This is a genomic window from Streptomyces sp. 35G-GA-8, assembly GCF_023534745.1.
Taxonomy (GTDB): Bacteria; Actinomycetota; Actinomycetes; order Streptomycetales; family Streptomycetaceae; genus Streptomyces.
Genome location: NZ_JAMHJQ010000008.1, coordinates 329525 through 349208, shown reverse-complemented (window position 1 = coordinate 349208; position 19684 = coordinate 329525). Strand labels below are relative to the sequence as shown.

Sequence of the window (19684 nt, the reverse complement as noted above, 5' to 3'; positions counted from 1 at the left end):
AAGAGGTGAGCGATGCGCGCGGCGGAGCGGACAGCGGACGGCGAGAACGCGCCGTGGGGTGAGGTCACCCCGGAGGCGGCCAGAAAACTGCTGGTCGCCGCGGTCGAGGCGTTCGCCGAGCGGGGCTACCACGCCACCACCACCCGCGATATCGCCGGGCGCGCCGGGATGAGTCCGGCGGCGCTCTACATCCACTACAAGACCAAGGAAGAACTGCTCCACCGGATCAGCCGGATCGGCCACGACAGGGCCCTGGCGCTGCTGACGGCGGCGGCAGACGGCGAGGGCACTGCGGCGCAGCGGCTCGCCGAGGCCGTCCACTCCTTCGTACGCTGGCACGCCGAGGGCCACACCACGGCGCGGGTCGTGCAGTACGAGCTGGACGCGCTCGGCCCCGAGCACCGCGCCGAGATCGTCGAACTGCGGCGGCGCAGCACGGCGACGGTACGGCGCATCCTCGTCGACGGGGTGCGGGACGGGGAGTTCGACGTCCCCGATGTACCGGGCACCACACTCGCGGTGCTGTCGCTCTGTATCGATGTGGCGCGCTGGTTCAACGCGGCGGGGGCCCGTACCCCCGACGAGGTCGGCGAGCTCTACGCCGACCTCGTTCTGCGCATGGTCGCCGTGCGGAAGTGATCGCGCGGGAGCGGAGCGCTCAGAAGTAGTACCGGGAGACCGACTCCGCCACACAGGCCGGCTTCTCGCCGCCCTCGCGCTCCACCGTCACGAGCGTGGTGATCTGCACCCCGCCGCCCGCCTCCGTGACCTCCGTCAGGACGGCCGACGCGCGCAGCCGCGAGCCGACCGGCACGGGGGAGGGGAAACGGACCTTGTTGGTCCCGTAGTTGATGCCCATCGTCACGTTCTCGACCCGCAGGATCTGCGGCACGAATGCGGGCAGCAGCGACAGCGTCAGATAGCCGTGCGCGATCGTCGTCCCGAACGGCCCGGCCGCGGCCCGCTCCGGGTCCACATGGATCCACTGGTGATCACCGGTGGCCTCGGCGAAGAGGTCGATCCGCTTCTGGTCGATCTCCAGCCACTCGCTGTGCCCCAGCTGCTCGCCGACCGCGGCGCGCAGTTCCTCGGCGGAGGTGAAGATCCTCGGCTCGGCCATGTCCCTGTTCCCTGCCTCTCAAGCACGTGAAGCCCGTCAAGCGCATCTGTCTAAGCGCTTGCTCAGCATGTTGGGCGGGCGCGCTCCTGTCAACGCGGACACAGGGGGCAGCGCATAGGGTTGGAGGGGTGCCACAGATTCCGGAGAAGATCCACGAACTCACCGTCGGCCAGCTGTCGGCGCGCAGCGGCGCCGCCGTGTCCGCCCTGCACTTCTACGAGTCCAAGGGGCTCATCCGCAGCCGCAGGACAAGCGGCAACCAGCGCCGCTACGGGCGCGACGCACTGCGCCGCGTGGCCTTCGTCCGCGCCGCCCAGCGCGTCGGTATCCCGCTCGCGACGATCAGGGACGCGCTGGCCGAACTGCCCGAGGAGCGCACCCCCAACCGGGACGACTGGGCGCGGCTCTCGGAGGCGTGGCGCGCGGAGCTGGACGAGCGCATCAAGCAACTCGGGCGGCTCCGTGACCACTTGACCGACTGCATCGGCTGCGGCTGTCTGTCGCTGGAGACCTGTGTGCTGTCCAACCCGGACGACATCTTCGGTGAGCGCATGACGGGCTCGCGCCTGCTCCCGGAGCGCCGGACTCCGAAGAGCCCCGGATGCTCCTGACATCCGGGCACGGCCATCAACCGATCCGCGGGGGCGCGCCGGACCCGGAGTCCGCCCCCGCGGACCTCAGGCCACCGACGCCAGATCCTTGAACCGCACCCGCTTCGCCCGCTTCAGCGCCTCGGACGTGAGAACCGGCAGCGGTACGACGATGCCGCACCCCATACAGACCGGTCCCGACCAGGGCTCGCCGGCCAGGTCCGGGCGCCAGACGATGTCATGGTCCGCGCAGACCGGGCAGGCCGCCCCCGGGCCCGTCTCCAGTCCGGAGATCAGCCGGCGCAGCACCTCGGCCAGTGACTCGGCCGGATGGACGGCCGGGTCGTCGCACCGGGCGACGCCGTTGCCGCCCCAGGTCCGCCGGTGCCAGTCGTCGAAGCTCAGAGGGCGCCGCAGCCCCTCGTACTTCTCGCGCCTGCGCCGTTCCGCGAACTCCCTCTCGTACGCGAGCCAGACGGCCCGCGCCTCCTCCAACTCGTCCAGCGCGGCCATCAGCCGCACCGGATCGGGCGCCCTGTCCTCGGGCTCGATGCTGTGCCTCGCGCACAGATGATCCCAGGTAGCCCGGTGCCCATAGGGGGCAAATCGTTCCAAGCACTTGCGCAGTGAGTACCGTCGCAAGGCCAGATCGCATCGCGGGTCGCGCACCTGTCTCGCAAGACTCCGGAATCCGGCCATCGCATGCCACCTCCGTCGCTTCATCGGCGTTGAGGAATGGACGTACGCCTGCCCCATTCGGCTCCATCAAAAAACAGATGGCACCCATGGATTCCGACATTCCGGTTGTTATCGAGCTGAATTCGATGGCGATTCACAGAAACCGGCGTGTGACGGTTCGGAAAAGGTGACTGATGTTCATCTTACTGAGCGGTCATACCGTCGGTAACCTCCGGGCACCGGCCTCCCCGAGGAGCACCCATGCGACGACGCACCGGAAGACTCGCCAGCGCCACCGCCGCGGCGGTGTTCGCGCTGGGCGCGGCTCTGCTGACCCCGCTGCCACAGGCTGCCGCCGAACCCGCACGGGCACCCGCCCCCGCGGCGGACGCCCGCGGCGCTGCGGCCGACCCCGTCACCGACCACTGCCAGGGCAAGTGCGCCGATATCCTGCCGCCCGGCCAGAACGGCAACGCCACCCTCGCCGACATCCTCGGCAACCGTCTGTTCGGCACCTTCCCCGCCCATGCCTCCGACCAACTCGCCCGGTACGACGCGCTGGTGGCCGGCCATGGCGGACTCACCGACGCGAAGCTCTCCGACTTCTTCAACGACGCCTCCTTCGGGGTGCCCGCGGACCAGGTCGAGTCCGTCACCTCCCCGCGCGCCGACGTCACGATCACCCGCGACAAGAAGACCGGCGTCCCGCACATCAAGGGCACCACCCGCTACGGCACCGAGTTCGGGGCCGGCTACGCGGCGGCGCAGGACCGGCTGTGGATGATGGACCTCTTCCGCCATATCGGCCGCGGTGAGCTGACCTCCTTCGCGGGCGGCGCGCTCGCCAACCAGGGCCTTGAGCAGCAGTTCTGGCCCTCCGCCCCGTACACGGAAGCGGAGTACGAGGCCCAGATCGAGCGGATCAGGACCACCGAGGGCGAGCGCGGCGAGCTGGCCATGGCGGACGCGCAGGCGTATGTCGACGGCATCAACGCCTACCGCCAGAAGTCCAAGGACGGCCGCTACTTCCCCGGCGAGTACGTACTCACCGGCAAGATCGACTCGATCACCAACGTCGGCGAGATCCAGCCCTTCAAGCTCACCGACCTGATCTCCATAGCGTCCGTCGTCGGCGGCCAGTTCGGCGGCGGGGGCGGCGGCGAGGTACAGGCGGCGCTCTCGCTCCTCGCCGCCCAGCAGAAGTACGGCGTCGTCAAGGGCACCGAGGTCTGGGAGTCCTTCCGCCAGCGCGACGACCCCGAGGCCGTGCTCACCGTCCACGACGGCACCCGCTTCCCGTACGCGCGCAAGCCCGCCCAGCCGCGCGGCACGGCCATGCCCGATGCCGGCTCGGTCCAGGCCGAACAGCTGGTGTACGACAGGACCGGCTCGGCCGCCACGAACGCCAAGGCACCGGTCGACGCCCCGGAGAAACTCAAGCCGCTCCAGGGACTCTTCGACGAAGGCGTCGTCCCGCCCGGATCGCTCTCCGCCAAGCGCGGGATGTCCAACGCGCTGCTCGTCTCGGGACAGCACACCGCGAGCGGCAATCCCGTGGCCGTCTTCGGGCCGCAGACCGGCTACTTCGCGCCACAGCTCATGATGCTCCAGGAACTCCAGGGCCCCGGCATCAGCGCCCGAGGCGTCGCCTTCGCCGGAGTCGGCATGTACGTCCAGATGGGGCGCGGCCAGGACTACGCCTGGAGCGCCACCTCCGCGGGCCAGGACATCACCGACACCTACGCCATCGAGCTGTGCGAACCGAACGGCTCGCCCGCCACCAAGGCGTCCACGCACTACCTCTACCGCTCCGTCTGCACCCCGATGGAGAAGATGGAGCGCAGCAACTCCTGGAAGCCGACCGTCGCGGACTCCACCGCCGCGGGCTCCTACCGGCTCCAGGTCTGGCGTACCAAGTACGGCATGGTCACCCACCGCGCGACCATCGGCGGCAAGCCCGTCGCCTACACCTCGCTGCGGACCACCTACCGGCACGAAGCCGACTCGATCATCGGCTTCCAGATGCTCAACGACCCCGCGTACACCAAGGACGCCGCCTCCTTCCAGCAGGCGGCGCACCGTATCGGCTATGCCTTCAACTGGTTCTACGCGGACTCGCGCACGGCCGCCTTCTTCAACAGCGGCTCGAACCCGGTGCGCGCGGCGGGCGTCGATCCGGCGCTGCCCGTCAAGGCCGAGCAGGCGTACGAGTGGCAGGGCTTCGACCCGGTGAACAACACCGCCACGTACACCCCCTTCGCCCAGCATCCGCAGTCGGTCGGGCAGGACTACTACATCTCCTGGAACAACCGGCAGGCGAAGGAGTACGACGCGGCCGGCTTCGGCTTCGGCGCGGTGCACCGCGGCGATCTGCTGGACGACCGCGTCAAGAAGCTGGTCGCGGACGGCGGCGTCACCCGTGCCTCGCTCACCAGGGCGATGGCCGAGGCGGCCGTGACCGATCTGCGCGGTGAGCAGGTGCTGCCGGAGCTGCTGAAGGTGCTGCGCTCGGCACCCGTCACGGATCCGCAGCTCAGCACCGCCGTACAGCAGCTGGAGTCCTGGCGCGCGGCGGGCTCCCCGCGCAAGGAGACGGCGCAGGGCTCGCACACGTACGGACACGCCGACGCCGTACGGATCATGGACGCGTGGTGGCCGAGGCTGGTGGAGGCGGCGTTCAGGCCGGGTCTCGGCGACGGCCTTTTCCAGGCGCTGACCGCCTCGCTCCCGACCGACGAGTCCCCGGCCTCCAGCCACGGCCCGACGGGCGCGCACAGCGGCTCCGCGTTCCAGTACGGCTGGTGGGGATATGTCGACAAGGACCTCCGCCAGGTCCTGGGCGAACCGGTGCAGGCCCCCACACCGGACACGTTCTGCGGGGGCGGCTCCCTGAGCGCCTGCCGTGACGCGCTCCTCACCACCCTGAAGACGGCGGCGGCGGCGCCCGCCAGTGCGGTCTACCCGGGCGACGACAGCTGCGCGGCCGGGGACCAGTGGTGCACGGACACGATCATCCACCGGGCGCTGGGCGGCATCAACCACCCGAAGGTCAACTGGCAGAACAGGCCGACGTACCAGCAGGTGGTGGAGTTCCCGAGCCACCGTTAGCGAGCGGCCGGCGGCCGATCACCGTTACAGTGACGGCCGTTGGCGCGGCGGCTTGGGGGGCGGCAGGGTGGGCGACGACGCGAGTGACCGGGTGCGCGAAACACCTCGGCAGGGCCGCCGTTTCGGACCGTTCACGGTGCTGGCGGAGCTGGCCAGCGGCGGGATGGGCCGTGTCTACCTGGCCCGCTCCCCGGGCGGCAGGACCGTGGCCGTGAAGACACTGCTGGCGGACGACGCGAGCGGCGTGGTCCCCGAGGCCGACCGGCGCCGCTTCGCCCGTGAGGTGGCGCTCGCGCAGCGGGTACGGGGGGTGTACACGGCGAGTGTCGTGGACGCGGACGCCACGGCACCCATGCCCTGGATGGCGACGGAGTACATCGCGGCGCCCTCGCTGCGGGATCTGGTGGCCGGCTGCGGGACGCTGCGGCCGGACGCCCTGTACTGGGTCGCGGCCGGTATCGCGGAGGCACTTGTCAGCATGCACACGGCCGGCCTGGTGCACCGCGATGTGAAACCGTCGAACGTCCTCCTGCCCATCGAGGGCCCGCGAGTGATCGACTTCGGGATCTCCCAGGCGGTCGATGTGACCCGGACCCAGGCCGTGCTGGGTACGGTCGCGTTCGCCGCTCCCGAGCAGGCGAAGGGCGAGCCCACCACCCCGGCCTCGGACGTCTTCTCACTGGGTGCGACCCTCTTCCATCTGGCGGTCGGCAGGGCGCCGTACCGGGACGGCGGCGCCGGTCCCGCCCTGGAGCAGCTGGTACGGGCGGCGATGGGCGACGTGGACGTGTCCGGGCTGGCGCCCGAACTCGAAACCCTGGTGCTGCCCTGCCTGGCGCTGGACCCGGCGGACCGGCCGACACCCGCCCGGATCCTGGAGATGTGCGCCGGACATCTGCGGCGCCGGCCGGAGGCCCGGGGCGGGGCCGACTGGCTCGACCCGGCCTGGATCACCGAGATCGAGCGCTACCGCGAGCGCCGCACCCGCGAGGTGGAGGAGGCGCGGCGGCGTGCCGACCCGGACGCCGCGACCGGCCCGGTGGCGGCGCCGCCCCGTACCTCGGTGCTGCCGCCCGCGCCGCCGGACCCATCACGGCGCCGGCCCGCGCGGACCCGGCTGTGGGCCGCCGCGACGGCCGTCGGGGCCGCGGCGCTGGCGGTCCTCCTGGTGTTACGGCCCTGGGAGAGCGCGGGACCGACGGTCGTCGCGCCCGACGATCCGGTCGGGTTCTACGCCGTGGAGCGGAAGTCGGCCGGGGTGTGCGGGGCCGACCCCGCCGCCCGGCCCGACCCCGATCCGTCGCTCTCCTATACGGCGGACGACCGCGGCACGTGTGCCACGGTCTCCCGCGCGGGCGGGCTGACCGTACGGAAACTGGACGGTGTCCGCGCGTTCGAGGACCTGGAGTCCGGGCAGGGCTGGGTCGTCGAGATCACCTTCAACAGCGAGGACGCGGACCGCTTCACCCGTCTGACGGGACAGGTCGCCGGACAGCCGGAACCGCGCAACGAGATCGCCGTCGTCACCAGCACTCGGCTGCTGGCCAACCCCGTCGTCCTGGACCGGCTGACGAGCCCCACGGTCACGATCGCGACGAAACTCACCGAGGCCCAGGCGCGGTTCCTGGCCGGAGCGCTCGGCGCCCGCTGAGCAACTGCTTCCGCACGGACCGCGCACGGACCACGCACGGACCGAACGGGGCCGGGACTCGCGCGTCAGCCCAGCTCGCGCTCCCGAGTCTCCGGCAGCGCCCGCACGCACAGCAGGGAGATCACGGCCATCCCGCAGACGTACCAGCCCACCGACGTCGAGCCGAAGCCGGACTGAAGGCGCGGCACGACCAAGGGGGAGACCGCGCCACCCAGGACACCGCCCAGGTTGTACGCGAGCGAGGCGCCCGAGTAGCGCACGCGTGCCGGGAACAGCTCCGGCAAGTAGGCGCCCATCGGACCGGACGTCACGCCCAGACAGAACAGCGCGCCACCGAGGGCCAGCGCCATCAGCACCGGCCGGCCGGTGTCGAGCAGCGGGAACAGCAACAGGCTCCAGACCGCGGCCAGTCCGCACCCCGACAGGACCAGTCTCCGTCGGCCGTCCGCGTCGGAGCGGGTGGCGGAGAACCAGATGCCGGCCGCGAGGAAGAGGCACGCGACCAGGGAGAGCGCCAGCATCGTATTGCGCGGCACGCCCAGCGAGTTCGTGGTGTACGACAGGCCGTAGGTCATCGATGTGTAGAAGAGCGCGTACACGACCGCCATCGCGCCCGCGCCGAGCAGCAGTTCACGGGTGTGCCGCCGCAGGAGCTCCAGCAGGGGTGCCCTGCTCGCCGCGCGTTCCGCCACGGACCGCGCGAACACCGGGGTCTCGCTGATCTTCAGCCGTACGACCAGTCCGACGGCGACCAGCAGGAAGGAGAGCAGGAAGGGAACGCGCCAGCCCCAACTGGCGAAGGCCGCCTCGTCGAGCGACGCGGACGTCAGCCAGAAGACACCGGTGGCGGCGGAGAAGCCGACGGGCGGGCCGAGTTGGGGGAACGCCGCGTACAGCCCACGCTTCCCGGGCGGCGCGTGCTCGACGGCCAGGAGCACCGCGCCGCCCCACTCGCCGCCGATCCCGATGCCCTGGAGGAAGCGGAGCATGACGAGCAGCAGGGGCGCCCAACTGCCCAGCGTGGCATAGCCGGGCAGCAGCCCCACCAGCGCCGTGGACACACCCATCAGCAGCAGCGAGGTGACCAGAACGGTTTTACGGCCGACGCGGTCACCGAAATGGCCGAAGACGATTGAGCCGATCGGGCGAGCCAGGAAGGCCACCGCGTACGTGGAGAAGGACGCGAGCATCGCGTTGAGCGGGGAGAGGTTGGGGAAGAAGACGTCGTCGAGGACCAGCGCCGCCGCCATGCCGTAGATGAAGAAGTCGTAGAGCTCGATGGTGTTGCCGATGAAGCTCGCCACGGCCACCCGGCGCGGACTCTCCCGGCGTTCCGGAGTGTCCGCGGCGGGCGCCGTGGGAGTGGGGGACAGAGTTTCGTCGATCACGACAGGCACTTTCACGGCCGGTGAACGACACGGTCAACGGCGCGCGTTGGGCACTCTCCGAGATTGACGCGCTACCGACTGTTATCGGCCGCGCGCTCGCCGACGGAGCCGCGCGGTCAGCGGTAGAGCAGATATCCCCGTCGTACGGCACGGAACGCGGCCAGTTCGCTCTGCCACGCGCCGGTCACCTCGTCCGTGTCCGCGCCCGCGTCGATCAGCGTCCGGACCTTCGCCGACCCGGTCAGCTTGTCGATCCAGTTGTCGGGGCGCCAGGCGAACCCGCTCCACGACCGCTTCGCCGTCACCAGCAGCGCGATGCCGGTGCGCACCGGATCGAACGACTCCCGGTCGTGGACATGGAGTTGGACACCGCCGACCGTCCGGCCCTGGAACTTGGAGAAGGTCGGGGCGAAGTACGCCTCACGGAAGCGCACCCCCGGCAGCTCCAGCGCGTTGGCCGCCGCCGCCCACTCGCGGCCGATGCCCTCCGCGCCCAGCAGTTCGAACGGCCGTGTCGTGCCCCGTCCCTCCGACAGATTCGTCCCCTCGAAGAGACAGGTCCCGGCGTACACCAACGCGGTTTCGGGCGTCGGCATATTGGGGCTCGGCGGCACCCACGGCAGGCCCGTCGCGTCGAAGAAGTCGCCGCGCCGCCAGCCCGCCATCGTGACGACGTCCAGCTCCACCGGCTTCGACGTGAGGAACTCGCCGTTGAACAGCCGCGCCAGCTCGGTGACGGTCATGCCGTGCGCCTGCGAGATCGGCTGACGCCCCACGAAGGTCGCGAACTCCCGCTGGAGGACCGGTCCGAGGGCCGCCCGCCCGGTCACCGGATTGGGCCGGTCGAGCACCACGAACCGCTTGCCCGCGAGCGCCGCCGCCTCCATGCAGTCGTACAGCGTCCAGATGTAGGTGTAGAAGCGGGCACCCGCGTCCTGGATGTCGAAGACGACGGTGTCGACCCCGGACGCGGTGAAGACGTCCGCGAGAGGCTGACCGCTCTTCAGATACGTGTCGTAGACGGGCAGTCCGGTGGCCGGGTCGTCGTAACGGCCCTCGGAGCCGCCGGCCTGCGCCGTGCCGCGGAAGCCGTGCTCCGGGCCGAAGACGGCGACCAGCTTCACCCGCGCGTCGGCGTGCATGACATCCACGATGTGGCGTACGTCGGAGGTGATCCCGGTCGGGTTGGTGACCACGCCGACCTTCTCCCCGGCGAGCTGCCGGTAGCCGTCGGCGGCCAGCCGGTCGAACCCGGTACGGACCCGCGCGCCGCCGCCGACGTGGGCGGCCCCGGCTCCGTCCCCCGGGCGCGCGGCGGCCGGGGCCGGGGCCGCGACCGCGGGACCCGACGCGCTCGCCGCGCCCACGACACCCATCGCGCCACCGGCGGCCAGCAATCCCCGTCTGGACAGGCTCATTCCGCTACCTCCGCGCATCGGCTTGTCAGCTGTCATGGCCACGCACGCTAGCGCGGCGGTCGGCCGCGCGGAACGAGGCGGACCGTACGCCGCGTCGCCGCCCCCCGCCCGGACAGGGCCCGGCCCTCTTCCCGCCGTACATACCGACCGGTTAGTCTGCCGGAGTCGACAAGGCCGTCGGCGAGGCGGAGGAACCGGAATGCCGGAGAGGCAGGTCCCGATGAGTTCGGTGCGCGGTGCGGGGGTTGTGGTCACAGGAGCCGGCGGCGGCATCGGCGCCGCGCTGGCCCGCAGATTCGCCGCCGAGGGCGCCCGGGTGGTGGTCAACGACCTCGACGCGGAGAAGGCCAAAGCCGTCGCCGCGGAGATCGACGCCGTCGCGGTCCCCGGCGACGCCTCCCTGATCGTGGACGACGCGCGGGAAGCGCTCGGCGGCACCGTCGACATCTACTGCGCCAACGCCGGGCTCGGCTCGCCCGGCGACGCGCTCTCCGGCGAGGACGTCTGGTCGGCCGCCTGGGACGTCAATGTCATGGCGCACGTGCGGGCGAGCAGGGCGCTGCTGCCCGGCTGGCTGGAGCGCGGGAGCGGCAGGTTCGTCTCCACCGTCTCCGCCGCCGGACTGCTCACCATGATCGGCGCGGCCCCGTACAGCGTCACCAAACACGGCGCGCTGGCGTACGCGGAATGGCTCTCGCTCACCTACCGTCACCGCGGGCTCAAGGTGCACGCCATCTGCCCGCAGGGCGTGCGTACGGACATGCTCACCGCCTCCGGCACCGCCGGCGAGCTGGTGCTCACCCCCACCGCCATCGAGCCGCCTGCCGTGGCCGACGCGCTGTTCACCGCCATGGCGGAGGACCGCTTCCTCGTACTGCCGCATCCCGAGGTCGCGGGCTTCTACCAGGCGCGCGCCGGTGACCCCGACCGCTGGCTCGCCACGATGAACCGCGTCCAGCAGAGGTGGGAGGCGGCCGAAGGCGGCGAGGGCACGCGGGAATGACCGGGCGTGGCCGCGCGCACCACGGCCACGCGCGGCCTCGCGCGGCCTCGGACGGCCGCGATCCTGCCCGAGCCGCCCGGGACAGCGGATGGGAAGATCCTCGGGCGGGAACTGCGTTCCCCCTCGTGGGCGTCACCGCAGGCGTCATGGACCGGGAACGGTACGGGGACGCCACCCGGGACCGCACGGGGACGGCACGGAGCGAAAGGCAGGTGACGGCAGATGGCCAGAACGACGGACGGGGACGGTACCCCCGTTCCCCAGCGACTGCTGGCCGCCGCCACCCGGCTCTTCGCCGAGCGCGGCTACGACCGCACCTCCGTCCAGGAGATCGTCGAGGCGGCGGGCGTCACCAAGGGCGCGCTCTACCACTACTTCGGCTCCAAGGAGGATCTTCTCCAGGAGGTCTACGCCCGCGTCCTCCGCCTTCAGCAGGAACGTCTCGACGCCTACGCGGACGCGGACGAACCGGTGGAGCGCCGGCTGCGGGCCGCCGCCGCCGATGTCGTCGTGACGACGATCGACAACCTGGACGACGCCGCGATCTTCTTCCGCTCCATGCACCATCTGAGCCCGGAGAAGAACAAGCAGGTACGGGCGGAGCGCCGCCGCTACCACGAGCGGTTCCGCGCGCTGATCGAGGAGGGCCAGCGGAGCGGGGTCTTCTCGACCGCGACCCCGGCCGATCTGGTCGTGGACTACCACTTCGGCTCGGTCCACCATCTCTCGACCTGGTACCGCCCGGACGGCCCGCTCGCCCCGCAGCAGGTCGCCGACCATCTCGCGGATCTGCTGCTGCGCGCGCTGCGCCCCTGAGACCGAACCCCGTTGCCTCTGCGGCCCCGCGGCCCCGTGCGTTCCCCCGCACCGAACGCGGGTGCTCACCCTACGTACTTGTACGCATTGTGGGTGCCGCGCAGCTTGGTCACTATGTGTGTTGTTGGTGACGGCCCGACGGTCGGGAACTCCTGTGGCGTGAAGGCCGCAGGGAGCGACGGCCGGAGGGCGTGCGGGGCCGGAGGGCGCCGGTTCAGTCGCCGTGGCCGTGGCGATTGCATCGGTGGGCACCCCCTCGGCCCAGGGCTCCCGGGGCAGCGGCTGTGCGCGAGCCCCGGGAGCCCCCTTGTGGTGTGGGCCGGTTCACCCCTCGGCCGGGCTGTCCATCGAGAGAGAGGTACGGCAGAATGAACACGGAGAGTATTGGTATCGGTGCGTAAAGTCGGCACCGGTGATCGCTGGTCGTCACCGGCCGTCGGGGGTGCGGGGGTTTCGATGGGGTCTGTCCTGTGGCGTGACTACGCCCATATGCTCGGTCTGGCTGTCGCCGTTCTGGAACGCCCGGACCCGGAGCCCGCCTGGTCCTCGGTCCTCGCCGAACTGGCCCGGGGCATGCACGCGTCGGCGGTCTCGCTCACCCAGGCCAGTTACGCGAAGCGGACCGGCCGTGTGGTGGCGTGGAAGTCCGCGCACGCGTTCTCACAGGACTATCTGGACGCGCTGACCCGTCGCCAACTCCGCGCGGACAACCCCCTCGTGGCCCACTACACCTCCGCCCGGGACCACACCCCGCTCTCGGCGAGCCAGATCATGGGCGAGCGCTCCTGGCTGCGCAGCCGTAGCCACCGCCTGGCCCGGGGGACCCTCGGCGCCCATATGCTCGGGATTCCGCTGCCCGCCCCGGCCGGTGTCGCCCGAGGGTTCGTACTGCACCATCCGCAGGACGACTTCACGGCGGAGGAGCTGGCGTACGCCCGCCGCGTTCAGCCGCTGCTGGTCAGCATCGACTCCCACTACAGCGCCCTCGCGCGCTGGCGCGCCGCCGCCGGCCGCGCCGCCCCCTCCTGTCCCGCGCCGTCCCGCGTCGCCTCCCTCGCGGACCCGGCCGAGAGGGCGGCGGAGGCGGGGCTCACCCCTCGTCAGCTCACCGTCCTCACGCTGCTCGCGGAGGCCATGCCCGCCACCGCGATCGCCCGTCGGCTGCATATCTCCCCGCGCACCGTCCACAAGCACATCGAGGGCATCTACCGGGGACTGGGCACCTGCGACCGGCTCTCCGCGGTCATGCGCGCCCAGTCCCTTGGCCTGCTCCCACCGCCGTCGCCCGACGCCTGAGACGCCGTACGCGTCGGTTCCGGACGCGCCGGCCCCGTACGCGCCGGCCCCGGACGCACCGGTTCCGGTGGGCCGCTCAGAGGTACTTCTTCAGCTCCCGCCGCGCCAGCGACCGCTGATGCACCTCGTCGGGACCGTCCGCGAGCCGCAAGGTCCGTGCCGCGGCCCACAGTTCGGCCAGCGGGAAGTCCTGGCCGACCCCGCCCGCGCCGTACAGCTGCACCGCCGAGTCGATGATGCCGACGACCGCGCGAGGGGTGGCGATCTTGATCGCCTGGATCTCCGTGTGGGCGCCCTTGTTGCCGACCGTATCCATCAGCCAGGCCGTCTTGAGTACGAGCAGCCGCAGCTGTTCGACCGTCACCCGGGCGTCCGCGATCCAGTTCTGGACGACGCCCTGCTGGGCGATCGGCTTTCCGAACGCCGTACGGGACAGGGCCCTGCGGCACATCAGCTCGATCGCCCGCTCGGCCATCCCGATCAGCCGCATGCAGTGGTGGATCCGGCCGGGACCGAGCCGGGCCTGCGCGATCGCGAAACCGCCGCCCTCCTCGCCGACGAGATGCGAGGCGGGCACCCGGACGTTGTCGAACACCACCTCGGCATGGCCGCCGTGGGAGTGGTCCTCGTAGCCGTACACCCGCATGGCGCGCCGGACTTCGAGCCCCGGGGTGTCGCGTGGGACCAGGATCATCGACTGCTGGCGGCGGATGTCCTCGCCGTCGGGGTCGGTCTTGCCCATCACGATGAAGATCGCGCAGTCCGGGTTCATCGCCCCGGAGATGTACCACTTGCGGCCGTCGATGAGGTAGTCGTCGCCGTCCCGCCGGATCCGCGTCTGGATGTTCGTCGCGTCCGAGGACGCCACCTCGGGTTCTGTCATGGCGAACGCCGACCGGATCTCGCCCGCGAGCAGCGGCTCCAGCCACTGCTTGCGCTGCTCGGCGGTGCCGAACTGGGCGAGCAGTTCCATGTTCCCGGTGTCGGGCGCGGCGCAGTTCAGCGCGGTGGGGGCCAGTTGCGGGGAGCGCCCGGTGATCTCGGCGAGCGGCGCGTACTGGAGATTGGTCAGCCCGGCGCCGTACCGCGTGTCCTGCCCGGTGTGCTGGTCCACGAAGAAGAGATTCCACAGACCTTGGGCGCGCGCCTCGGCCTTGAGGTCCTCGACGACCGCCGGGGTTTCCCAGGGATCGGCCAGCAGGGACCGTTGTTCGTGCGCGACCGCCTCGGCCGGCAGGACGTACGCGTCCATGAAGGCGAGCAGCCTGGCCCGCAGCTCTTCGGTGCGGGCGTCGAATGCGAAGTCCATGAGGGTACTCAGCCTTCCTGGAGGGTGGTGAGGCCGTGCTGGATGAAGACGGGCACGAGCGCGCCGATCCGGTCGAAGCCGGGCCCGACGGTCTGGCCCAGGGTGTGGCGGTAGTGGATGCCCTCCAGGATCACGGCGAGCTTGAACCAGGCGAACGCCGTGTACCAGGAGATCGCCGAGGTGTCCCGGCCCGAACCCGCGGCGTACCGCTCGATCAGCTCGCCTGACGTGGGGTGGCCCGCCGCCTCGGCCGTCGTACTGATCGGGGAGCCCGTCAGCTCCAGGGGCGTGCTGTACATCACCAGCAGCCCCAGGTCGGTGAGGGGATCGCCGAGCGTGGACATCTCCCAGTCCAGTACGGCCCTGATCCGGTCGTCCTCATCGATCAGGACATTGTCGAGCCGGTAGTCGCCGTGGATCACGGTCGGCGCGGGGGAGCCGGGCAGCGACCGGCCGAGGGCCGCGTGCAGCTCGTCGATACGGGCCAGCTCGCGGTTGCGGGAGGCGTCGAGCTGCTTGCCCCAGCGGCGCAGCTGCCGGTCGAGAAAGCCGTCGGGGCGGCCGAAGTCACCGAGTCCGACCGCCGCGGGATCGACGGCATGCAGCTCGACAAGCGTGTCGACCAGCGCGAGGACGGCGCCGCGGGTGCGCTCGGGGCCGAGCGGAGCGAGCTGTTCGGCCGTACGGTACGGCGTGCCCGCCACGTACTCCATGACGTAGAAGGGCGCGCCCAGCACGGACTCGTCCTCGCAGAGCGACAGCGGCTCGGGCACCGGCACGGCGGTCGGATGCAGCGCCTCGATCACGCGGTACTCGCGCTTCATGTCGTGCGCGGTGGCCAGCACATGGCCGAGCGGGGGTCTGCGGACCACCCAGCGGTGGGCGGGATCGGCGGAATCGGTGACGGCGTACGTCAGATTCGACCGGCCGCCCTCGATCAGCCGTGCGTCGAGCGGTCCGCTCACCAGGCCGGGAAGCGCGCGGTCGAGATGGCCGCGCAACTGCTCGGGATCGAGTCCTGGCGGGGGGACGGGGCTCATCGTGTGTACCTCCGTGGGCGATCGTCGTCGGACATTCATGATGCCGACCAGTCGGTATGTCGTCCAGTGCCAGTGCCAGTGCCAGTGCCAGTGCCAATGCCGGTGCTGCCGCTGCCGCTGCCGGTGCCCGGGGCCGGATCCGCCGGGTGGCCCGGACCGGTCAGGCGTGACAGGCCGGGAGCGCGCCACCGTTCATCACGGCCATCTCGGTGAAGATGGTGACCGGGTCCAGCGGCGAGCCCTCGGGCAGCCCGTCCAGCTCGGCGTACGCCCGGTGCAGATTGCCCACCAGCCGCTCGCTCTCCCGCAGCGCGGCGAACCTCCCGAGATCGGCCGAGCACGCCGTCTCCAGCGGGGAGAGACCCTTGCCGTGCCCTTCCAGGGCCAGATCCGTCACATAGCGCAGATACTCCTCCGTCGCGTCGAACGCCGACGGGTCGGTGACCGGACCGTGCCCCGGTACGACCACGCTCGCGTCCAGTGAGCGCAGCAGCTCCAGCGCCCGCAGGGATCCGCGCAGCGAGCCCATGGCCAGGAACGGTGTACCGCCCTGGAAGACCAGATCGCCGGTGAAGACGATGCCACGCTCGGGCAGATGCACGATCGAGTCGCCCCGGCTGTGGGCCACCCCCGGGTGGAACACGCGCGCCTCGGTCCCGCCCACATGGAGGGTCAGCCGTTCGTGGTAGGTCACGGTCGGGAGCGTGATCGGGATGGCGCCGAAATCCGTTCCGGGCCAGGCCACCCGGAGTTCGTGCCCGGCGGCGGACTGCTCCTCGCGGCACGCGGCATGGCCGATGACGGTGGCCTCCGGCACGAACAGGCCGTTGCCGTAGGTGTGATCGCCATGATGGTGCGTATTGACCACCGTACGGGGGAGCGGGACGCCGGCCGTCAGGATCGCTTCGCGCAGCAGCAGCGCGCGGCGTTCGGTGGCGGCGGTGTCGATGAGAAGTGTCGTCTCCCCGTCGCTGACGAAACCGGCGTTGTTGAGGCACCAGCCGCCGTCCGGCTGGACATAGGCGTGCACCTCCGGTGCCAGTCGGACGAGATACGGATCGGTGGCGGACATCGGGCCCCCAGGCTCATGAGCGAACGGTCGCCCCGAGCCTGCCAGCTGACGGCGCGCAGGGGGCGCCGCCGTACCGTACGCGACCCTCAGGCCAGCACCGCCACCGCGAACAGCGCCAGCAGGATCGTGCAGCCCGCCGCCGCGATCGCCGCGCGCGCCGGCAGGGGCCCCGGCGCGGCGGCGTCCAGCGCCAGCGTCCGGCGGTGCGCCACGCCGAGAAAAGCGAGCCAGACCAGGGCGCTCAGCGCGGCGCCGGCGATCCCCGCGGCCGTGGCGCCGCCATGGACGGCCTGCCGGGCCGCGAGCACGGCGACCACCGTGCAGGAGAGCGTCGTACGCCGCCAGGCCAGCCGGGTCCGCTCGGGCTGGAGCCCCGGATCCCTGGCCGGGGCCCCGCCCGAGTCCCCGGGCGGCGTGGCCATCAGCCGGCCCGCCCCAGTACCACGATGACCAGCATCGTGATGGCGACGAGCCCCACCGCCAGACTCAGCACCGTCGGAAACGCGGAGACGGGCAGATCCTCCTTGCGCCGCATCGCCCGCTCGCACCGCACCCAGTGATTGACCGCGCGCAGCGCGCACAGCGCGCCCGCCGCGAGCAGCGCCACCGCGAGCCCGACCCGTACCCCCCAGCGCAGACCGGGGAGGAACTGATCGACCGCGAAGCCGCCCCCCACCAGCGCGAGCGCCGTGCGGATCCAGGCCAGGAAGGTGCGCTCATTGGCGAGCGAGAAACGGTAGTCGGGGGTTTCGCCCTCCTCGGCGACGCGCCCGGGCGTGAACCACAGCCGCAGGCCGCTCAGAAAGTCGCTCACCCGCCGCACCCTACGCGCGGTGGGCGCGGAGCCGCTCGTACGCCGCGAGCCCGTCCGGTACCCACTCCCAGCCGTCCGGCCCCGGTCCGAGCCGGCGCTCCAGCTCCGCCTCGGGGAGGAAGTCGTGCCAGGCGACCTCCTCCACCTGCGGACGCACCGGCAGCGCGCAGCGCACCTCGTACACCCGTGACCACCAGCTCCCGGCCCCGTCAGCCGCCGTGTACAGAAATGTGAACAGCGGTACGGGCCGGGGCAGTCCCGACACCCCCAGCTCCTCCTCGGCCTCCCGCAGCGCCGCCGCGTCGTAGCTCTCGCCCGCGCCGACGACACCGCCCACGAACATGTCGTACAGCGAGGGGAAGACCAGCTTCACCGGGGTTCTGCGATGGACGAAGACCCGGTCCTCCGCGTCCCGCGCGAACACGAAGACCGCGCGATGGCGCAGCCCCCGCGCGTAGACCTCCCCGCGCGGTGCCTGTCCGACCACGCGGTCGTCCTCGTCGACGATGTCCAGGATCTCGTCAGCAGCGCTCATGAACGCCATCCAACCAGTTGACGCGTTACTCGCGCGTACGGAAGATCGGACGACCGACAGGGCTTCACCGACCCCGCGCGCGAAGGATGGCAGCCATGGCGTACGACGCTGATGTGATCGTGATCGGGGCGGGCCTCGCGGGCCTGGTCGCCGCCGCGGAACTGGTGGACGCGGGCCGCTCCGTCATCGTCCTCGACCAGGAGCCCGAGCGGTCGATCGGCGGACAGGCGCACTGGTCCTTCGGCGGCCTGTTCTTCGTGGACTCGCCCGAGCAGCGCCGGCTGCGGATCAAGGACAGCCGGGACCTGGCCCTTCAGGACTGGCTGGGTACGGCGGGCTTCGACCGCCCCGAGGACGACCGCTGGCCGCGCGCGTGGGCCGAGGCGTATGTCGACTTCGCGGCGGGCGAGAAACGGGCCTGGCTGCACGGGCAGGGCATGCGGTTCTTCCCGGTGGTGGGCTGGGCGGAGCGCGGCGGGTACGACGCGACCGGACACGGCAATTCCGTGCCGCGCTTCCACATCACCTGGGGGACCGGGCCGGGGGTGGTCGAGCCGTTCGAACGGCGGGTGCGCGCGGGCGTGGCGAAGGGGCTCGTGACGTTCCGCTTCCGGCACCGCGTCACCGGCCTCGCCACCACCGCGGGCGTGGTGGACACCGTGAGCGGCGAGATCCTGGAGCCGAGCGAGGCCGCGCGCGGCACCGCGAGCAGCCGCACGGTCACCGGCGCCTTCGCGTTCAGGGCGCAGGCGGTGATCGTCACGTCGGGTGGCATCGGAGGCAATCACGAGCTGGTACGCGCCCAGTGGCCCGAGCGGCTCGGCACCCCGCCGCGGAAGATGCTCTCCGGAGTCCCCGCGCATGTCGACGGACTGATGCTCGGCATCACGGAGGCGATGGGCGCCCGGCACATCAACCGGGACCGGATGTGGCACTACACCGAGGGCATCGAGAACTGGAACCCGATCTGGGCCAGGCATGGCATCCGTATCCTGCCGGGCCCGTCCTCGCTCTGGCTGGACGCGCGCGGCCGGCGGCTGCCCGTGCCGCTCTTTCCCGGCTTCGACACGCTCGGCACGCTGGAACACATCATGCGCTCCGGCCACGAGTACACCTGGTTCGTCCTCGACCAGCGCGTCATCGGCAAGGAGTTCGCGCTCTCTGGCTCCGAGCAGAACCCCGATCTGACCGGGAAGTCGGTCCGCGGGGTGATCGGGCGGGCCCGCGCCGAAGTCCCGGGGCCGGTGAAGGCGTTCATGGACAACGGCGCCGACTTCGTCGTGGAGAAGGACCTGGGCGCGCTCGTACGCGGCATGAACGCGCTGACCGGCGAAGGACTGATCGACGAGGAGCGGTTGCGCCGTGAGATCACCGCGCGCGACCGTGAGATCGCCAACCCCTTCACCAAGGATCTCCAGGTCATGGCCGTCCGGGGCGCCCGGAAGTATCTGGGCGACAAGCTGATACGCACGGCCGCCCCGCACCGCCTGCTCGACCCCGAGGCGGGCCCGCTGATCGCGGTACGGCTGAACATCCTGACCCGTAAGTCGCTCGGCGGGCTGGAGACCGATCTGTCCTCCCGTGTCCTCACCGCGACGGGCGCGCCGCTGCCCGGCGTCTACGCGGCGGGCGAGGCGGCCGGCTTCGGCGGCGGCGGTGTGCACGGCTACCGCTCCCTGGAGGGCACGTTCCTCGGCGGCTGTATCTTCTCGGGCCGTACGGCGGGCCGGGCGGCGGCGAAGGCCGTCCGGTAGCGGCGGCGGCGCGCGCACCGGCCGGGCACCAGGTCGGGCACCAGGTCGGGCATCGATCGGGCCCGGTCGGGCACCGGTGGCGCACAGGCCGC

General features: G+C 71.5%; 18 protein-coding genes. 8 read left to right on the top strand and 10 right to left on the bottom strand.

The genetic code is table 11. The features are described 5' to 3' along the window. Nucleotides 1-12 precede the first annotated feature (12 nt). Entirely contained in the window at nucleotides 13-639 is a 627-nt protein-coding gene (locus M1203_RS20580; RefSeq protein WP_249951214.1) for a TetR/AcrR family transcriptional regulator, read from the top strand. Nucleotides 640-658: 19 nt separating this feature from the next. Here M1203_RS20580 and M1203_RS20575 read toward each other — a convergent pair whose 3' ends face one another. Then, the gene (locus tag M1203_RS20575; protein ID WP_249951213.1) at nucleotides 659-1120 is read right to left on the bottom strand and encodes a MaoC family dehydratase; all 462 of its coding nucleotides are present in this window, start codon (nucleotides 1118-1120) and stop codon (nucleotides 659-661) included. Between the two features lie 128 nt (nucleotides 1121-1248). On the opposite strand from M1203_RS20575, the gene soxR reads away from it, so the two are divergent. After that, nucleotides 1249-1731, top strand: coding sequence for a redox-sensitive transcriptional activator SoxR (gene soxR, locus M1203_RS20570; RefSeq protein WP_249951212.1), 483 nt, complete (start codon nucleotides 1249-1251; stop codon nucleotides 1729-1731). Between the two features lie 66 nt (nucleotides 1732-1797). Here the strand turns inward: soxR and M1203_RS20565 are convergent, their stop codons facing one another. Continuing rightward, nucleotides 1798-2409 (bottom strand): hypothetical protein, encoded by a 612-nt coding sequence (locus tag M1203_RS20565; protein WP_249951211.1) that lies wholly within the window; start codon nucleotides 2407-2409, stop codon nucleotides 1798-1800. Nucleotides 2410-2649: 240 nt separating this feature from the next. Here M1203_RS20565 and M1203_RS20560 point away from each other — a divergent pair, with 240 nt between their 5' ends. Together M1203_RS20560 and M1203_RS20555 are read left to right on the top strand one after the other, a co-directional pair. Further along, a complete protein-coding gene (locus M1203_RS20560) occupies nucleotides 2650-5496 on the top strand; it encodes a penicillin acylase family protein (RefSeq protein WP_249951210.1) in 2847 nt (948 codons plus the stop codon). A 91-nt stretch (nucleotides 5497-5587) separates the two neighbouring features. Continuing rightward, a complete protein-coding gene (locus tag M1203_RS20555) occupies nucleotides 5588-7147 on the top strand; it encodes a serine/threonine-protein kinase (protein ID WP_249951209.1) in 1560 nt (519 codons plus the stop codon). Nucleotides 7148-7212: 65 nt separating this feature from the next. Here the strand turns inward: M1203_RS20555 and M1203_RS20550 are convergent, their stop codons facing one another. Next, complete coding sequence (locus tag M1203_RS20550) at nucleotides 7213-8532, bottom strand: MFS transporter (protein WP_308404887.1); 1320 nt, start codon at nucleotides 8530-8532, stop codon at nucleotides 7213-7215. A gap of 119 nt (nucleotides 8533-8651) precedes the next feature. Continuing rightward, on the bottom strand, nucleotides 8652-9953 hold the full coding sequence (locus tag M1203_RS20545; protein ID WP_249951208.1) for an exo-beta-N-acetylmuramidase NamZ domain-containing protein: 1302 nt from the start codon (nucleotides 9951-9953) through the stop codon (nucleotides 8652-8654). A gap of 220 nt (nucleotides 9954-10173) precedes the next feature. Here M1203_RS20545 and M1203_RS20540 point away from each other — a divergent pair, with 220 nt between their 5' ends. The 3 genes from M1203_RS20540 (at nucleotide 10174) to M1203_RS20530 (ending at nucleotide 13068) form a co-directional block, all read left to right on the top strand. Beyond that, nucleotides 10174-10956 (top strand): SDR family oxidoreductase, encoded by a 783-nt coding sequence (locus tag M1203_RS20540; protein ID WP_249951318.1) that lies wholly within the window; start codon nucleotides 10174-10176, stop codon nucleotides 10954-10956. A 222-nt stretch (nucleotides 10957-11178) separates the two neighbouring features. Further along, the gene (locus M1203_RS20535; protein ID WP_129772556.1) at nucleotides 11179-11772 is read left to right on the top strand and encodes a TetR/AcrR family transcriptional regulator; all 594 of its coding nucleotides are present in this window, start codon (nucleotides 11179-11181) and stop codon (nucleotides 11770-11772) included. A 456-nt stretch (nucleotides 11773-12228) separates the two neighbouring features. Beyond that, a complete protein-coding gene (locus M1203_RS20530; protein WP_249951207.1) occupies nucleotides 12229-13068 on the top strand; it encodes a response regulator transcription factor in 840 nt (279 codons plus the stop codon). Nucleotides 13069-13144: 76 nt separating this feature from the next. Here M1203_RS20530 and M1203_RS20525 read toward each other — a convergent pair whose 3' ends face one another. From M1203_RS20525 to M1203_RS20500, 6 genes are all read right to left on the bottom strand, one after another. Next, nucleotides 13145-14377: an acyl-CoA dehydrogenase family protein gene (locus tag M1203_RS20525; RefSeq protein ID WP_249951206.1), complete on the bottom strand. Its 1233-nt coding sequence runs from the start codon at nucleotides 14375-14377 to the stop codon at nucleotides 13145-13147. An 8-nt stretch (nucleotides 14378-14385) separates the two neighbouring features. After that, the gene (locus M1203_RS20520) at nucleotides 14386-15417 is read right to left on the bottom strand and encodes a phosphotransferase family protein (protein ID WP_249951205.1); all 1032 of its coding nucleotides are present in this window, start codon (nucleotides 15415-15417) and stop codon (nucleotides 14386-14388) included. Between the two features lie 160 nt (nucleotides 15418-15577). Further along, nucleotides 15578-16489, bottom strand: coding sequence for an MBL fold metallo-hydrolase (locus M1203_RS20515; RefSeq protein WP_249951204.1), 912 nt, complete (start codon nucleotides 16487-16489; stop codon nucleotides 15578-15580). A gap of 86 nt (nucleotides 16490-16575) precedes the next feature. Continuing rightward, the gene (locus M1203_RS20510; RefSeq protein WP_249951203.1) at nucleotides 16576-16911 is read right to left on the bottom strand and encodes a DUF202 domain-containing protein; all 336 of its coding nucleotides are present in this window, start codon (nucleotides 16909-16911) and stop codon (nucleotides 16576-16578) included. Then, nucleotides 16911-17303, bottom strand: coding sequence for a DUF202 domain-containing protein (locus M1203_RS20505; protein WP_249951202.1), 393 nt, complete (start codon nucleotides 17301-17303; stop codon nucleotides 16911-16913). The genes M1203_RS20510 and M1203_RS20505 overlap by 1 nt, the downstream gene beginning before the upstream one ends. A 10-nt stretch (nucleotides 17304-17313) precedes the next feature. After that, nucleotides 17314-17838, bottom strand: coding sequence for an NUDIX domain-containing protein (locus tag M1203_RS20500; protein WP_249951201.1), 525 nt, complete (start codon nucleotides 17836-17838; stop codon nucleotides 17314-17316). 95 nt (nucleotides 17839-17933) lie between these two features. Between M1203_RS20500 and M1203_RS20495 the strand changes: the two genes are divergently transcribed. Further along, a complete protein-coding gene (locus tag M1203_RS20495) occupies nucleotides 17934-19592 on the top strand; it encodes an FAD-binding dehydrogenase (protein WP_249951200.1) in 1659 nt (552 codons plus the stop codon). Nucleotides 19593-19684 lie beyond the last annotated feature (92 nt).

What these genes read in the sequence shown, in the direction of transcription:
- M1203_RS20580 (WP_249951214.1), top strand. Translation starts at nt 13, where the DNA reads ATGCGCGCGGCGGAGCGGACAGCGGACGGCGAGAACGCGCCGTGGGGT.
- M1203_RS20510 (WP_249951203.1), bottom strand. Translation starts at nt 16,911, where the DNA reads ATGGCCACGCCGCCCGGGGACTCGGGCGGGGCCCCGGCCAGGGATCCG.
- M1203_RS20545 (WP_249951208.1), bottom strand. Translation starts at nt 9,953, where the DNA reads ATGAGCCTGTCCAGACGGGGATTGCTGGCCGCCGGTGGCGCGATGGGT.
- M1203_RS20575 (WP_249951213.1), bottom strand. Translation starts at nt 1,120, where the DNA reads ATGGCCGAGCCGAGGATCTTCACCTCCGCCGAGGAACTGCGCGCCGCG.
- M1203_RS20565 (WP_249951211.1), bottom strand. Translation starts at nt 2,409, where the DNA reads ATGGCCGGATTCCGGAGTCTTGCGAGACAGGTGCGCGACCCGCGATGC.
- M1203_RS20500 (WP_249951201.1), bottom strand. Translation starts at nt 17,838, where the DNA reads ATGAGCGCTGCTGACGAGATCCTGGACATCGTCGACGAGGACGACCGC.
- M1203_RS20525 (WP_249951206.1), bottom strand. Translation starts at nt 14,377, where the DNA reads ATGGACTTCGCATTCGACGCCCGCACCGAAGAGCTGCGGGCCAGGCTG.
- M1203_RS20535 (WP_129772556.1), top strand. Translation starts at nt 11,179, where the DNA reads ATGGCCAGAACGACGGACGGGGACGGTACCCCCGTTCCCCAGCGACTG.
- M1203_RS20540 (WP_249951318.1), top strand. Translation starts at nt 10,174, where the DNA reads ATGAGTTCGGTGCGCGGTGCGGGGGTTGTGGTCACAGGAGCCGGCGGC.
- M1203_RS20520 (WP_249951205.1), bottom strand. Translation starts at nt 15,417, where the DNA reads ATGAGCCCCGTCCCCCCGCCAGGACTCGATCCCGAGCAGTTGCGCGGC.
- M1203_RS20530 (WP_249951207.1), top strand. Translation starts at nt 12,229, where the DNA reads ATGGGGTCTGTCCTGTGGCGTGACTACGCCCATATGCTCGGTCTGGCT.
- M1203_RS20495 (WP_249951200.1), top strand. Translation starts at nt 17,934, where the DNA reads ATGGCGTACGACGCTGATGTGATCGTGATCGGGGCGGGCCTCGCGGGC.
- M1203_RS20515 (WP_249951204.1), bottom strand. Translation starts at nt 16,489, where the DNA reads ATGTCCGCCACCGATCCGTATCTCGTCCGACTGGCACCGGAGGTGCAC.
- M1203_RS20560 (WP_249951210.1), top strand. Translation starts at nt 2,650, where the DNA reads ATGCGACGACGCACCGGAAGACTCGCCAGCGCCACCGCCGCGGCGGTG.